At 33.7% G+C, this 15367-nt stretch carries 9 protein-coding genes; 4 read left to right on the plus strand and 5 right to left on the minus strand.

The features are described from left to right. The first annotated feature begins 43 nt into the window (after positions 1–43). The gene (locus tag ABWU45_RS04680; protein WP_353277994.1) at positions 44–1321 is read left to right on the plus strand and encodes an IS4 family transposase; all 1278 of its coding nucleotides are present in this window, start codon (positions 44–46) and stop codon (positions 1319–1321) included. Positions 1322–1465: 144 nt separating this feature from the next. Here the strand turns inward: ABWU45_RS04680 and ABWU45_RS04685 are convergent, their stop codons facing one another. Continuing rightward, complete coding sequence (locus tag ABWU45_RS04685; RefSeq protein ID WP_353277996.1) at positions 1466–4075, minus strand: NB-ARC domain-containing protein; 2610 nt, start codon at positions 4073–4075, stop codon at positions 1466–1468. Positions 4076–4551: 476 nt separating this feature from the next. Beyond that, positions 4552–5922: a magnesium transporter gene (gene mgtE, locus ABWU45_RS04690; protein WP_064085731.1), complete on the minus strand. Its 1371-nt coding sequence runs from the start codon at positions 5920–5922 to the stop codon at positions 4552–4554. A gap of 155 nt (positions 5923–6077) precedes the next feature. Between mgtE and prfB the strand changes: the two genes are divergently transcribed. Beyond that, positions 6078–7179, plus strand: a protein-coding gene (gene prfB, locus ABWU45_RS04695; protein WP_264683250.1) for a peptide chain release factor 2 whose coding sequence is annotated in 2 segments (ribosomal slippage) — positions 6078–6143 and positions 6145–7179 — 1101 coding nt in all. Because the reading frame shifts where the segments join, the coding sequence is not laid out codon by codon here. A gap of 173 nt (positions 7180–7352) precedes the next feature. On the opposite strand, the gene ABWU45_RS04700 is transcribed toward prfB, so the two are convergent. Then, positions 7353–8639, minus strand: coding sequence for a Na+/H+ antiporter NhaC family protein (locus tag ABWU45_RS04700; RefSeq protein WP_264683249.1), 1287 nt, complete (start codon positions 8637–8639; stop codon positions 7353–7355). Between the two features lie 180 nt (positions 8640–8819). Between ABWU45_RS04700 and ABWU45_RS04705 the strand changes: the two genes are divergently transcribed. Further along, positions 8820–11192, plus strand: coding sequence for an ankyrin repeat domain-containing protein (locus ABWU45_RS04705; protein WP_353277999.1), 2373 nt, complete (start codon positions 8820–8822; stop codon positions 11190–11192). 108 nt (positions 11193–11300) lie between these two features. Beyond that, positions 11301–12224, plus strand: coding sequence for an RluA family pseudouridine synthase (locus tag ABWU45_RS04710; protein WP_353279085.1), 924 nt, complete (start codon positions 11301–11303; stop codon positions 12222–12224). A gap of 7 nt (positions 12225–12231) precedes the next feature. On the opposite strand, the gene ABWU45_RS04715 is transcribed toward ABWU45_RS04710, so the two are convergent. Continuing rightward, the gene (locus ABWU45_RS04715) at positions 12232–13494 is read right to left on the minus strand and encodes an MFS transporter (RefSeq protein ID WP_353278001.1); all 1263 of its coding nucleotides are present in this window, start codon (positions 13492–13494) and stop codon (positions 12232–12234) included. A gap of 35 nt (positions 13495–13529) precedes the next feature. Further along, the gene (gene aspS / locus ABWU45_RS04720) at positions 13530–15332 is read right to left on the minus strand and encodes an aspartate--tRNA ligase (RefSeq protein WP_353278003.1); all 1803 of its coding nucleotides are present in this window, start codon (positions 15330–15332) and stop codon (positions 13530–13532) included. Positions 15333–15367: the final 35 nt, after the last annotated feature.

The raw sequence follows: 15367 nt of genomic DNA on the forward strand, positions 1-15367 counted from the left end.
CAAATTAAAAGAAGTAATGACATGAGTAAAAAAAAGAATAATCATGTTTATAAAAAATAAATTGATGAGTTTAAACTTTATAAACGCACACAGAGCATCCTCAAAAGACTTCTCACGAAAAAGAAAGCTGCCCTTCGTTAATGTATTTCTCCTGATTTTTAGAAAGAGTGTAAAGTCATTACAAGTGATGCTTAATGAGTTTGTTCTGCATACAAGAAAAGATTATACAATTACGGCAAGTGCATTTACTCAAGCAAGAAAGAAGCTAAAACATACTGCGTTTTCAGAGTTAAATGATGATATAGTTTCCCTATACTACCAAGATCAGGAATTTAAAACCCACCATGGCTTCAGAGTACTTGCATTTGATGCTTCAATACTGATTCTGCCAAAGAGCGACAAAATAATAGGTGAGTTTAGCTCAAGAGCAGTATGGAATGGAATCCAGAGATTTGAAGACTATACAAGTGCAACCTTTGAAGTTTGCTACGATGTGCTAAATAATATTGCAATAAAATCTGTGCTAAGTAGAGGTGACAGCTATGAGGTTGATTTAGCAATCGGTATGCTTGAATCCATAAAATCAGACGATTTGTTAATCTGTGATAGAGGATACGTATCTTATCGATTTCTTGCTGAGCTTACAGGAAGGAAAATCAATTATATAATTCGCTGTTCAAGTTCGTCTTTCAATGAAATAAACGCTATGTTTAAGCCGGAAAGCCCATCTAGTACGGTGGTAGTGTCTACCGCACCTATTAAAGTAGCAAGACAGCTACGAAAGCTAGGATTACCTGATGAGATGAAATTCAGGTTAGTCAAAATAATACTTTCTTCTGGCGAAGTTGAAGTGTTAGTAACATCTCTGTTAGATGAGAAACGTTTTACAGTTGAAGAGTTTGAGAGATTATATTACTTGCGCTGGGGAGTAGAAACATTTTTTTCTAGGCTGAAGGGAAGATTAAATTTAGAGAATTTCACAGGAAAAAGTATTGAAACTATCAAGCAGGATTTTTGGTCAACTATCTTCATCAGTAATCTAGAAAGTATCATGATAGAAGATGATGAAGAGACATTGAGCTCACAGAATAGTAAACTAAAAAAAAGCATCAATAAATCTGTCTCATTTAATGCGATTAAAAACTTAGCCTTTGATATTTTTTCTACAGAGTCAGACATAGACTGCATTATGGATCGACTATCACAGTTATTTTTGATGAACACTTTAGTGGTGAGAAAAGGGAGAAGAGTTGATCGTCATAAGATATCTGATATTCGTTCACTCAACTACCAGAAAAGAGCTAGAAAACATGTGTTTTAAATTCAAGATATCTTTTCAGTATCATTGCATTAGTACATTCTTTGCAAAATAACCTGCAATTATTACTTTTTTAAATAACTTGCACTTTTCAGACTCCCTTTTCTTAAAAATTCACCCTAGTATTTACCATAATTATCAATCACTTCAAATTTTTTGTCCAATCTTAACTTCTCTTTCCCTTAACTTAATGGCAGTGGGGTCATCATTTACCTTAAAATCAGCCCCTTTTCCTATAAAGTATTTAACTAACGCTAAGTGACCATATATAACAGCATATTCTAAAGGAGTAGATCCATCTTTATCACCGACATTAACAATTTTACTTAATTTACTTGGATCTACATTCTCGAATATAAGCTTAATAACTTCTTCATTATCATCTATGGCCAGAAAATGTAAGATATTCATTCCGTAATAATCAGATTGAATAAATTCATTAACTAACTTTTTATATTCACTTGCATAATTCCAAATGGATATGATATGGCTTACATTTTTACAGTTATTATTCATCAATGATGTCATTATTTTTCTTAAAAATTTTTCTTCTCTTTCTTCTTTTCTTTGCCCTAACCTTATCATTTTTTGTACTTCTTGATGAATTTTTGCTATCCCTTTCTCTAATCCAATCAATGAGAACTTATTAAGTAGATCAAGTGCATCCAAAACCCTTTGTTGATTTTCTTTTGATTCCCCCTTGAAAAAAATTTCTTTTGTATTAATTTGATTAGGGTCCAGGTAAGCCATGAATACTAAAATAACATACGCTTGCTGCCCAACATTTTTTTCTTCTTTTATTTTATCAATGTTAATCTTCAAAGCTTTAAAAGATTTTTTATTAACAACTTGTGTCTCCAAAAAATCAGGTTTTGATTGCTGAGCTACTCTATATTCCTCCAGATATTCTCTAATACTAAGACCTTTTTGTTTAATGCATGATGTTGCTGCTTTCAAATCTAATGGAAAACAATTAAACTCTTCTATTAACTCTGATATAGATTTACCTTGTGATTCATCTTCCCCTAAGGTTTTTCGAGTAAATTCCTCGGCTTCTTCTTTTTTTAAATTACCCAACTTTATTTCTTCTATATCTTCTATTTCTTCTTTCCAATTCTTGTTAGGAGAAGTAATTAAAACGTAAGGTTTTTCTCTATTAGAAAAAACAGGAAAGCTGGATGGTAAAAAATTCTCAATCTCCTTATAACTACTAGCATCATCGAAAACAAACAAACTTTTTGTGTCTTGAAGATACTCATATACATCCTCGACAATAGATTTAATGTTTCTCTCTCTCCTTTGCTCACTTTTTCTAGAAATCCCTAACCTTTCAGCCAACCCATGAAATGAATTTGAAAGATTGGTACATGACGAGGCATCTATCCACATAATCCTTGCCCAAGTAGCCTTACGCCTTTCACTAAACCCATAGCCTCTAGCAAGTTCGCTTTTTCCTATTCCAGACTTCCCACTAATTAAGACTACTCGTGACATTTTTACTTCTTGACTACTACTGTGTAACCTTAGGTTCAAATTTTTTACCACCTCTTTTCTTTCAATGAAATTTTCTGGTGTCTTGCCAAAACTATAGGAAAATTGACGCCTATCTTCATCTTGCTTTCTAAGATGTTCTTTTACATCTTCTATATCTTTCCTTTTCACAGGATCTTGTTCATTAATCTCCTTTAATATAAAACGAGCTAATTCTTCTTTTTTTTCATCATTTAAAATATACACATATCTTTCTATGGGTATTTCACTAGATACATACTTTTGTTTTACCTCCTCCCACTTTCTTAACTCCCATTCAAAGGGAAGCCGATAGCCGTATTTTTCAGCACAGTTATATTCCTCTAGATTATGTTCCTCAGAATTATATTGATAATAATTAACAGTTTCATCTTCTTCTTTTTTCTTTATTCCTACCCATTCATACAATTCTGAGGTTACTAAACTTTCACCACTTTGCTCATCTTTTACTTCATATCCAGGACGCGTAAAATATCCTTTCTTTTTTGACTTACCTAGAACAACACCTTGTGTTATAAGATCAACAGAAAAGTCTTGTTCCTCAGAAGTTAAAAGGTAATTCATTGTTCTATGTACAGCATCTATTGCTAACTTCTTAACTCTCCTATGATAAAAAGAGGGATTGATATCTACAACTTTTATGAATGGTACCTCAAACCTGTGAAAAATTTCTAAGCCAGCTTTTACTAAAATCTCTCTCATTTCAGCTTTGTAGCAAGGCGTAGTTATTGTAAAAATATTTTTCGCTCCTTTCTTATGCCGTTTTCCTGTAACACAATGATTGATACTCTCATTAACTTTAACACTAAATAATTTCAGTGGACTTGCTGGAATAGTATTATTCAAAACAGAACTAAAGCTGGCTGAAGCTTTGCTTATTTTTTGTATATTTGAGTCTGGTTCTGCCTCCTCAAAATATTTAGATAATTTTTCCTCGAATTCTTTAACAAAAGTCTTAACAAAAAAAGTTGCTTTTTTCACTATTTCATCACTTGTAATGCTTATACAGCTAAACATTTCTTCATCATCAGTCGATGTACTACTGCTGCCTATAGATGAAGATCTTGTTACTCTAGGGCTCTCTTGACTTCGTCCACGCTGAAGTTCTTCACTAGATGATCTATCTTCATGATTAAGACCTCCTTTTGCTCCTATTGTTGACTCATCATCTACATAATCCATTTGATTATCTATTACTTGTCCCTTTGTATTTTCTTTACCTAACATAAAGCCCCCTATATTTTAATATTCATATTTTGATTGTTTTGTCGTAAACCTCTTTTCTGAAGATTGGTTTCAACATTTGATTCTTATGCAGTTGTACCAAAGCAATTTACTGTAGAAACTTTATAGTAACCCTAAGTAACTTTAATTGCTGAGTAACAGTGTGTTTTTCTTTTTATTTCTTACTAAACTAGATATATGCCTAAGAAAGCTAGTATTGCTTTCCCAATGACATACATAATACAGTGCATCTAACACCATACCCCACATATTGATTACATTAAATTGTACTATAGCTAAAAAGATTTAGCAGAGCAAGGACTTTTTTGCATATTCTAGCATTTTATTTTAAAACTAAAGCAGCTCAGTTTCATGTACTTTTATTTCTTTATCGACTGTTATTTTCTTCTTCAATTCACCTGTGAGTAATGATAACGTGGCAGTTAAAGCTTGTAAAGCAATTTTTTATATAGCAAGATTCAGCTATTTAATAAAAAGATCGTGGCTAGACCAAAAAATATAAGAGCTGAGAGAATATCAGTTGTTGCTGATGTTAAGATTGAAGACGAAACAGCAGGATCGGATCTTAAACGATGAAGCATTATAGGAATGAAAGTTCCGATGAACGTTGCAATAATTGACATCATAATCATGGAGACCACAAAAATCATCTCCACTTTGACATTGTGAAACCTTATTGCTAACACTACTAATGAAATAGTAGATAAGATCACCCCGTTTATAAGACCTATTAAAAATTCTTTCATCAGTATTCTTTTTGCATTTTGCTCAGTTAGATATTTTGTTGCGATTGCCCGGATAGTTAGTGTTACTGTTTGGGATCCTGCATTTCCGCTCATCGATGCAATGATTGGCATAATTATTGGCAGTACTATAAAACTTTGTATTACGTTATCGAAAAAGCCAACTACTATAGAACATATTGTTGCAGCTAAGAGGTTAAACAGTAACCAAGGTAGTCTTTTAATTATAGTTTTATGTATAGGGGCATTTATATCAGATTTAGAAGATACACCGCTTATTTTAAGCACATCCTCTTCTGCTTCTTGTTGAACAATTTTGATTACATCTTCAATAAGGATTACACCTATAATTTTACCATTCTTATTTACTACTGGAGCTGATAATAGAGCGTAATCTTTAAATATTCTTGCTACTTCTTCTTGGTCCATTCCAGTTTTTATTATTTTTATATCTTGACTCATTATCTCTTTTATTATTGTTTCTCCTGAGTGAGATATTACCTTATTTAAGTTGAAAATGCCTATGGGTTCTAATTTTGAGTTAATGATGAAAATTTGATAAAATGTTTCTGGTATTTTTTTATAGTTGCGTAAGAATTCCATTAGCTGATTTATCGTCCAATAATATGGAGCTATAACCATATTTTTATGTATCAACCTTCCTGCACTTTCTTCTGGGTATGATAACAATTCCTCTACTAATTTTTGAGTTGCATTGGGTAAGTAGTTAAGTATATTTTCTATAGACTTTCTATCTAAATCTTTCACTATAGCTACTATGTCTTCTATATCAAGAAGCATTAGTAACTTTGCTGTATTTTCTATTCCCAATATTTCTATGATCTCTACTTGTAAATCTGGTACTACATGTACTAAGGCATCACTTAACAAATGTTGATCGAGAATATTAACTAATTTCTCCCTGTGATCACTGATCGAAGTAGATAAAAAATAAGCTAACTGAACGCTATCTATCGTTTTTACAATATTACGAACATTCTCTAATTCTTGATTATCGAGAGACTCTATTAAATCATCAATAGCCTTTTTGTCTAAACCATAATGAGAACTTGTTTTAATATTCATTACTTTACCTTATTTTTTTAATAAATATACACACTTGATTTTATTGAACATTCAAGTATAATAAAATTATTTTGAATTAACTATTATATGGTTAAATTTCTATTTTGTTTGCTGTTATTGTTAGTGATAATAAATATATTAAAGTCTAAAGTATAATGAAAACCCATCCAGAAATCCTTGAATACTTTCAAGGCTTAAATAAAAGTATTTCTCTTATCAGGAGGTGTCTTTGACATAGAAAAATTGAAGTTGCGTCTTGAAGAGCTGGATTCTCAAGCGTTGAATGATAATCTGTGGCAAGACAATCAAAAAGCACAAGAAATTTTAAAAGAACGCTCTAAAATTAAGCATGACATAGAATCGTTTTCAAAGCTAGAAAGCAATTACAACGATGCTATCAGCTTGATGAAATCTGCTATTGATGAGAATGATGAAGAATTTTTTTCTGAAGTTAAAGGTGAGTTAGTAAAGCTAGAGAAATTAATCAAACTTAAAGAGACAGAATCCTTATTTACTGGTGAAGCAGATAACAATAACTGCTTTTTAGAAATCCACTCAGGAGCTGGTGGAACAGAGAGCAATGATTGGACTGAGATGCTCATGCGCATGTATACAAGATGGGCAGAAATTTATCACAATTTTAAAGTTGAAGTTGTAGAAAAATTAGATGGTGATGCAGTTGGTATAAAATCTACAACAATAAAGATCATCGGAGAAAAAGCTTACGGGTGGGCAAAAAGCGAAAGTGGAGTTCATAGATTGGTTAGAATATCACCATTTGATGCAAATGGTAAACGTCATACCAGTTTTGCAAGTGTAGGAGTAACTCCAGTGATTGAAGATTCAATAGATATTGTTGTGGATGAAAAGGATTTAAAGATCGACACTTACCGTGCTTCTGGAGCAGGTGGTCAGCATGTAAATAAGACTGAAAGCGCGGTACGTATTACGCATATTCCAACAGGCGTTGTAGCTCAATGCCAAAATGGTCGTTCTCAACATAAAAATAAAGATGAAGCACTTAAACTACTTAAAGGACGTTTATATCAAATTGAATTGGAAAAAAAAGAACAGAAAATGGCCGAAGAATATGGCAAGAAATGCGATATAGGTTGGGGCAGTCAGATCAGATCGTATGTTATGCATCCATATCAAATGGTAAAGGATTTAAGGACTGGACATGAAGTTGGCAATATAAATTCCGTTTTTGATGGCAATATAGATTGTTTCATAGTTAGTGTATTGGAGTTAAAATGAGATTTATTAAAAAGCTAAGTTTTATGCTCTGCTAATAAGGGGAAAAGAAAACCAAAATCTATTGAGAAAAATGGAACAATTTTGTGAATATATCTATTATCCAAGTAGCTGATGAAAATGGCAACTCGTTTCTTATGGGCACAAAATGTAATATGAAGAGAAATCTTCGTACATTAAGTTGTAGCCGCGCAACGTCTGCCATTGATGATTATTTCACCTACTGTAACTGCTGCTAAAATAAAGCAGTAATAAACTTGTGTTAACAAAGAAATAGGTGAGACAGAAGCAATGCTACCTGCTAGCAGCAGCTGGGAACCATAAGGCAAAATGCCTTTTGTAACGCAAGCAAAAATGTCTAACAAGTATGCACTACGGTATGACGGAATATTATGCTTTTGCGCGAGCCTTTTTGCAATATCGCCACTTAATAAAATAGCAATGGTATTATTAGCAACTAAAACAGTAAACATAGATGCTATGCCCGCTATTACAAATTCAGCTTTAGTTTTTGTGATATTGCTTTCATCGATAAGTTTGTGTAATGCCTTTTGACCCTGCTTGTACATTATATGACTCAATCCGCCAATAAATAGAGCAAATATCACTATCTCGTTTACTTTTTTGAAACCGTCATATATGTCATGAGAGAGTTGAATGATAGTATAGTCAAAAAAAGTCATCCCTAATACACTAGCAACAATTATATTTATAGTTATTGTTACTAAAGTAGTAACTTCAAATAACCCCATGATTATTAAAGAAATATAAGGAATAATCTTTATTACTGATAAATAATCTAAATTTGATGTAGGAATAATTTTTGTACTATCTGCCATAATTGCCAGATAGACAAGCGTTATAATGCTGGCAACAAATGCTACTTTAGAATTCACTTTAAGTTTATCCTTTATCGTGGCCCCCTGTGAAGAAACAGATGCAATAGTAGTGTCAGATATCATTGAAAGATTATCACCAAATACGGCACCTCCAACTACAGTTGCAGTTCCTATTTCAAGACCAAAAGCCCCACTTTTTGCTAAGTTAACAGCTATTGGTACCATTAATACAACAACTCCCATAGACGTACCAATTGCAGTTGATATAAAAGCGGAAGCCAAAAATACTCCAGGCAGTAATAATCTTGCTGGAAGAAAATTGAGAATTAAATCAGCAACAGTATCTGCACTACCAATTGATTGAGTCACCACAGAAAATGCTCCAGAAAATAGAAAAATTAAACACATAGTAAGGGTGTTTTTATCGCCCATACCCTCGATGACAGTATCGATATTACGTTGAATTTTACCTGCACTGCATGCAACAGCAAAAAATAGCGCCGGTAGTAGGCAAATTACCGGTGAAACTTGGCGAAGCGGATTATCAATTCCAATAAAGGAAAAATAGACACCACTTCCAAGGTATAAGATTAAAAAAATAACCAAAGGAAAAAAAGCTGTCATTTTACTGCCTTAAAACCTATGATTATAATCAATTAAGTGGTTTCAGGCAAGCTTGGTTTTCTGTAAGTTAATAACAGTCCTTTTAGACTCTCAAGTTACGCTATGGAAAATGCGTTGACTATTCTACCATAAATATATAGCATCAAAAAATACTCTATAGTATGAGGTAAAGCTATGGTAATGACATATGAACAGTGGAACATAATATTAGGTGTAATTGATCAAGAGGTAAATTTAAGTAAAGACAATGTAATTGAAAGAATAAAAGAGTTATTAAAGGAAGTAAAGATACTAGGGCAAGCAGAAACATCAAGAATGTTAGAAGAGATATCGCATGGATTAGAAGTATCAAGCAAGATTCCAAGAGTAAAAGAGACACAAGAGCCATTAAAAAAGAGACTAAAGGTGGTAAATGTACCGCAGACAAAAGAAGAAGCAAAAAAGATACTAAAGGAGTCAAGGGTATCAAATGCGCAACAGATGGTAAAAAGAATGCTAAAAAGGTTAGGTGTACAAGAGACATCAGAAGAATCAAAAGCAGTGGCGCTAGAGGATGTGCTAAATGCACGAAAGATCTCAGAAAAGGTACCAGTGATGCTAGATACACAAAAGATACTAGAAACACTAAATAGACTAAAGAAAGAAAGTGGAAATGTGTATAAAGAGTGGGAAGAAAATGAGTTTAATATAAATTATTGGTTTGAAATAGATTGTTTGCATGAACGCTTTTCATACACGTTATTATATTTAGCTATTGATTTTAAGCTGAACAATTTAATCAATTCTATGCTTAAAGTAAAAGGAATCGATATTAATGCACCAAGTCCGTTTTCCGAATGGACTGCTTTACATTGGGCTGTTGAAAATAGGAACACAGAAGTAGCACGCAAGCTAATAGAAGAAGGGGCAAATGTTAATCAGTTGGATTCATCTCAACGGACTACTTTATATCAGCCAGCTGTAAATGGCGATATAGAAATAACAAAAATCTTAGTAAAAAATAATGCAGATGTTAATGCAGAGGATCTAGCGAGATTGACTGCTTTATATGAGGCTGCCAGGAATAGCCATAAAGAAGTAGTAAAGTTCTTAATGAATAGTGGAGCAGATGTTAAGAAGAATGGGGCGCTTAAACTTACTCCTTTACATATTGCTGTTGCAAATGTTGATGAAGCAATGGTGGATTGTATAATACAAAACGATAAGAATATTGACGAAAATATTGAGACAGTGGATGTATTTGGATGGACTCCTTTATATTGGGCTGCTGCAAGGAATAATACATCAATATTAGGGAGCCTATTACAGGCCATATTACGATATAGAGCAAGTGTTGATATAGAGGATATGTTAATTGGGCGATCTCCCTTACATATTGCTGCTACGAATGATAATGTGGAAGCAGTAGAGCTTTTAATAAACTATGGAGCAGAGGTTAACTATAAGGATGCATGGGGATGGACTCCTTTTAATTGTGCTGCTGCAAGAGGCAATATAGAAGTAATGAATTGTCTAATAGCCAATGGAGCAAATATTGAGACGAATGATCCACAGAAAATATTATTTTCTATTCATCCATATAATTTTCTAAAAGCAGTAAATACTATGATACAACTTGAAACATGTAAGGATGTGATAAAATTGGTGGAAACTGATTTTTTACGTTATGCTTCCAGAAATGGTAATATACTAATGGTATGTGCTTTATTAGCAGCTGGAGTAAATGTTAATGCAAGTGACGATTTAGGATCAACTGCTTTACATAAAGCTGCCAAGTATAACCATCCGAAAGTAGTAATGACCTTAATTTCATATGGAGCAAATGTTAATGCACAGAATAACTCAGGCGAATGTCCTTTAAGTTATGCTATCGAACGTAGACACTGGATAGTAGTAATGACCTTACTATTTTATTGCGCAAAAACTTCATTGCCTGATCACTGCGGTGAAACTGTAAAAGATTTAGCTGAACGTCAAGGTATAAGTAATCTTCTAATAGAAGCAGAAAAAAGAGTACCAGATATACTTACGCGGCTTAACTTAGAATTAAGTATACTCAGAAACAAAGCATTAATGACAGTGCAACACACAGATTCACATATGGTGCAACACATAGCATCACATATGTTGAGAGAAATAGAATTACATCTATCTATCAGCTTTGAATTTATGATAAGAGACCAAGCTAATCAAATTGAACAATTACAGTATAACGCTAAACTTAATGAAAAAGGAGTAGTACTTATAACTGACCCCATTAAATGTATGCAGTTAGGAACTAACACTAAAGCGTGTCCAGCTGAAATGGATGGAGTAAAAGAACAAGTATTACATAGTCCTTGCAGGTGGTCATATCGCACTAAAAATGTTAATGTAGGAAGAATAACATCTTTAGCTAACGGCATTGAGTGTATGAAGTTAGGGCCTAACACTGAAGCGTGTCCAGGCCCTAGTACTAAAGAGCCTAATACTCACCTCTCTATGATCGAGAAACTATCATTGTTACCACTTTACTCAGCTGTAGGAAAATATGAAGCTGTTATAAATAGTTAAATAATCCTCTAAATTCCAGCACGTAGCACTCGATGCAAGTAGCTGAAACTGAGGAGTACATTAGCTATGTTAGATTTTAGTTTACACAATAAAATTTTTATAAGTAAGATGTCAGAAGGTATCAAAACTATATTAGTAGAAGACAATAACGTTAGGCTCGATAGGTACATCAGAAGAATTTTTCCCAATTTGAAACAATCTGCAATTGAGAAGTCTTTAAGGAAAGGATTAATCAAGGTTGATAATTGCACGGCAAAATCCAGCGATAGAGTGAATTCTGGGCAAACTATAACGATAAGATACTTAGATTATATTGAAAACACTAATTCTGATCGTAAATATAATGAAAAGTTAGTGAATCTACTAAGAGAGAACATATTATATGAAGACGAATATATACTAGCTATAAACAAACCCGCAGGGGTCATCGTTCAAGGTGGCGTAAAAGTAAAGATTAGCATGAGTGATTTGCTTGACCAAATAAGAGAGGGAGAAACATTTAAAATTGTCCATAGGCTAGATAGAGATACGAGTGGAGTGATAATATTCGCACGCAACGCTAATGTTGCCAGATACCTTATGGAAGAATTTAAAGGACGAAGAGTAAAAAAAACTTATTTAGCATTAACTTCTGGCATACCGAGTAAGGATAGTGGAACAATAGACTATCCATTGGTGAAAAAATATGTTTCAGGTCAAGAAAAAGTGGTCGTTGATGAAAATTCACCTCAGAATGCCACTACGCATTTTTCAATTATAGCAAAATTCAAACACAATGTTGCTTATTTAAAATTACAACCAATTACCGGCAGGACACATCAGTTGCGTGCACATTTAGCTCATATAAATTGCCCTATTCTTGGTGACGGTAAATATGGTGGTAAAAAAGCTTTTATCGATGGAGTAGTAAATCAGATACACCTTCATTCGCATTCTTTATCTTTAAAATTGCCAAATAATAAAGAAATCACTATTACTGCTCCTATACCTAGGCACATCGAAAAATCTATTGAAGTGCTATCTTTCAACTGAAACGATTTCACCAATCAACTTTTCTATCTTTGGCTTTAATTTGAAGTACAGATATTAGGCTAATTAATGCACAAACAGTAAGGTAAATCCCTGCTGCAAGTTTTGTTTCGGTTTTTTCTATAATCCACATACATATCGATGGAGAAAGACCACCAAATATTCCTGCAGATATGTTATGTGCGAGGCTAAAGCCAGTGCATCTAACTTTTGTTGGAAATAACTCGCAGGCGAGAGAATTATATATTCCAAAAGATGCGCCTATCGGCACACTTATTAATAGAAAAGTGAGCGTTACAATATAGTGGTTATCATATGATAATAGTGAAAGTGCCGGCAAACTGACACAAGCTAAAGCTAATAACGTAGGAATGATCACGTTTTTTCTTCCAACTTTATCAGACAGTATTGCAAACAGCACTGCAGACGTCCCAAATGTAATTTCAACCATAATCCTTACTACATTTTTAATATCAATATCTGAAAGAATAAGCTCTTTTACAGATATGTTGTAAAACATGATTACTGAATAAACAATTGCGTTTTGAGCAATGCCAAGTCCAATTGCTATCACAAATGCTCTTTTATAATTCTTGATTAATTCTAAAAAGGGAGAATTAGATAAGCTTTTATTTTGGTCATGAGTTTTATATGCTAGACTCTCTTCCATTATGTACCTTATTAAAAAGCCTATTACACCCATAACAGAGCAGAAATAGAAGAGCAACCTCCAGCCCCAAATTTCATAATTTTCACCTGTAAACTTTTTGCAAACAGCTATCATTACAAAGCATGTAATAGAACCAAGAGCACCACTAAAAGCTTTCATGCTACCTAAAAAGCCTAGATTTTTTTTATCGCTTGAATGCTCTATTAAAAAAGCTGAATTGATACTTGTTTCTCCACCTGCTGCCATTCCTTGTGTTATTCTACAAAGCAGAAGCAGTATAGGAGAAAATATTCCTATTTCTTTAAAGCTTGGTATAATCGCAATTGCAGTAGATGATATCGAAGCTAATATTACGGAAGTCAGCAAAATTTTCCTTCTGCCGTATTTATCTCCAATGTAACCAAAAATAAATGCACCAAGTGGTCTAAATCCAAATCCAATTGCAAAACTGCCAAGAAATTTGATTGTGCTTAAATAATCACTTTCTGAAGGAAAAAAAACGTTGCTTATTATATGCGTTAAAACTCCAAACAGAGTTACTTCATACCATATAATCATATTGCAGATTATGCTTGATAGTATTGCTTTTTGAATATCATTCATGACTTCTGATTTACCACACTTCGCTATAAAAATTTTTATTCAATAACCTTTAAGGATAATTCACGTAAATGCTTATCCTCTACTTCAGAAGGAGCACCCATTAGAACATCCTCACCTTGCTGATTCATAGGAAAACAGATTACTTCACGAATGTTTGGTTCATCGGCAAGTAGCATAACCATTCTATCAACCCCTGGTGCTATTCCACCATGAGGGGGAACACCAAATCTGAATGCACGCACGAGTGCACCAAATTTTGTATCAACTTCTTCTTTGCTGTAGCCTGCAATGGCAAAAGCTTTGTACATTATATTCAGTTTGTTATTACGAATTGCTCCACTTGAAAGCTCTATTCCATTACAAACAAGATCATATTGATAAGCAAGGATGTCTAGTGGATTATTTTCTTCTAAATCCTTCAAGCCACCATGTGGCATAGAGAATGGGTTGTGAAAGAAATCTATTTTTTTGCTCTTATCGTCATATACAAAATATGGAAAATCAATAATCCAACAGAATTTGAAGATATCGTCATCTATTAATCCCAATTCTGAACCTAAAAGAGTGCGCACTTTCCCTGCAATTGTTGCTGCTTCATTTTCCTTATCAGAAGCAAAAAATACACTATCTCCAGGCTTTACATTCGTTATTTCTTTTATGGAATTTAGCCTATTGTCATCGAGGAATTTAGCAATTGGCCCTTTTGCAATGCCATCTTTATCAAACGTTATATATCCAAGACCTTTAGCACCGAATTCTTTTTGCGCATGTTCTATTTTTTTATCAAAAAAACTGCGTGGTTCCTCTGCTGTTTTAGGAGCAGGGATGGCTCTGACTACCATACCTCGCTCGATATTGCTTTTGAAAATATTGAACTCTGAATCACGGAAAATCTCTGTAACATCGCTGATTAATAATGGATTACGCAGATCTGGCTTATCAGAGCCATATTTGAGCATTGCATCTTTGTATGTAATGCGCGGAAAATCTTTATCCACTGATTTGCGGGAAAATTTAGCAAATACTTTATATAAAGTAGACTCAGTAACCTGAAATATATCCTCCTGAGTTACAAAAGACATTTCAAGATCCAGCTGGTAGAACTCTCCCGGAGAACGGTCAGCCCTTGCGTCTTCATCACGGAAACACGGTGCAATTTGAAAATATTTATCGAACCCTGAGACCATAAGCAACTGCTTAAAAATCTGCGGAGCTTGTGGCAATGCATAGAATTTACCAGGATTCAGCCTACTTGGCACTAAGTAGTCACGTGCTCCTTCAGGGGACGAAGCAGTGAGTATTGGAGTTTGAATTTCCAAAAATTCTTGCTCTATCATGAGCTTCCTGAGTTCTGCGATGATTTGTGAGCGCAAAATAATATTACTTCGGGCTTTTTCACGCCTTAAGTCAAGAAAACGATATTTAAATCTCATGTTTTCTGGGTATTCTTGCTCACCGGCAATGCTTGCTAATATACTCCTTTCTTCTTTTGCTATTTCCTCATCGCAGTGGAACTCAACTTCTGATTCAACTTGCAAACTGCCAACTATTACCTCAATTTCTCCTGTGGAAATAGAGCTATTTACCGTATCTTCAGTTCTAGCTTTGACTACCCCTGTAACAGTGATCACACTTTCGGATTTTAAATTTGAAATTTTATCAAAAAAGTCTTTATCATTATTGAATACCAGCTGAGTAATTCCATGAAAGTCTCTTAAATCAACAAAGATCAGATTACCATGGTCACGTTTGCGATACAGCCAACCAGAGAGAGTAACTTCCTTTTCTACATCGTTCTTCCTTAATTCATTACACGCGTGAGTTTTATAGCAGTTCATTTAATTGAAATTTCTAGAATACAGAAAGATTATAA

Source organism: Wolbachia endosymbiont (group B) of Longitarsus flavicornis (genome assembly GCF_964028135.1).
Taxonomy (GTDB): Bacteria; Pseudomonadota; Alphaproteobacteria; order Rickettsiales; family Anaplasmataceae; genus Wolbachia.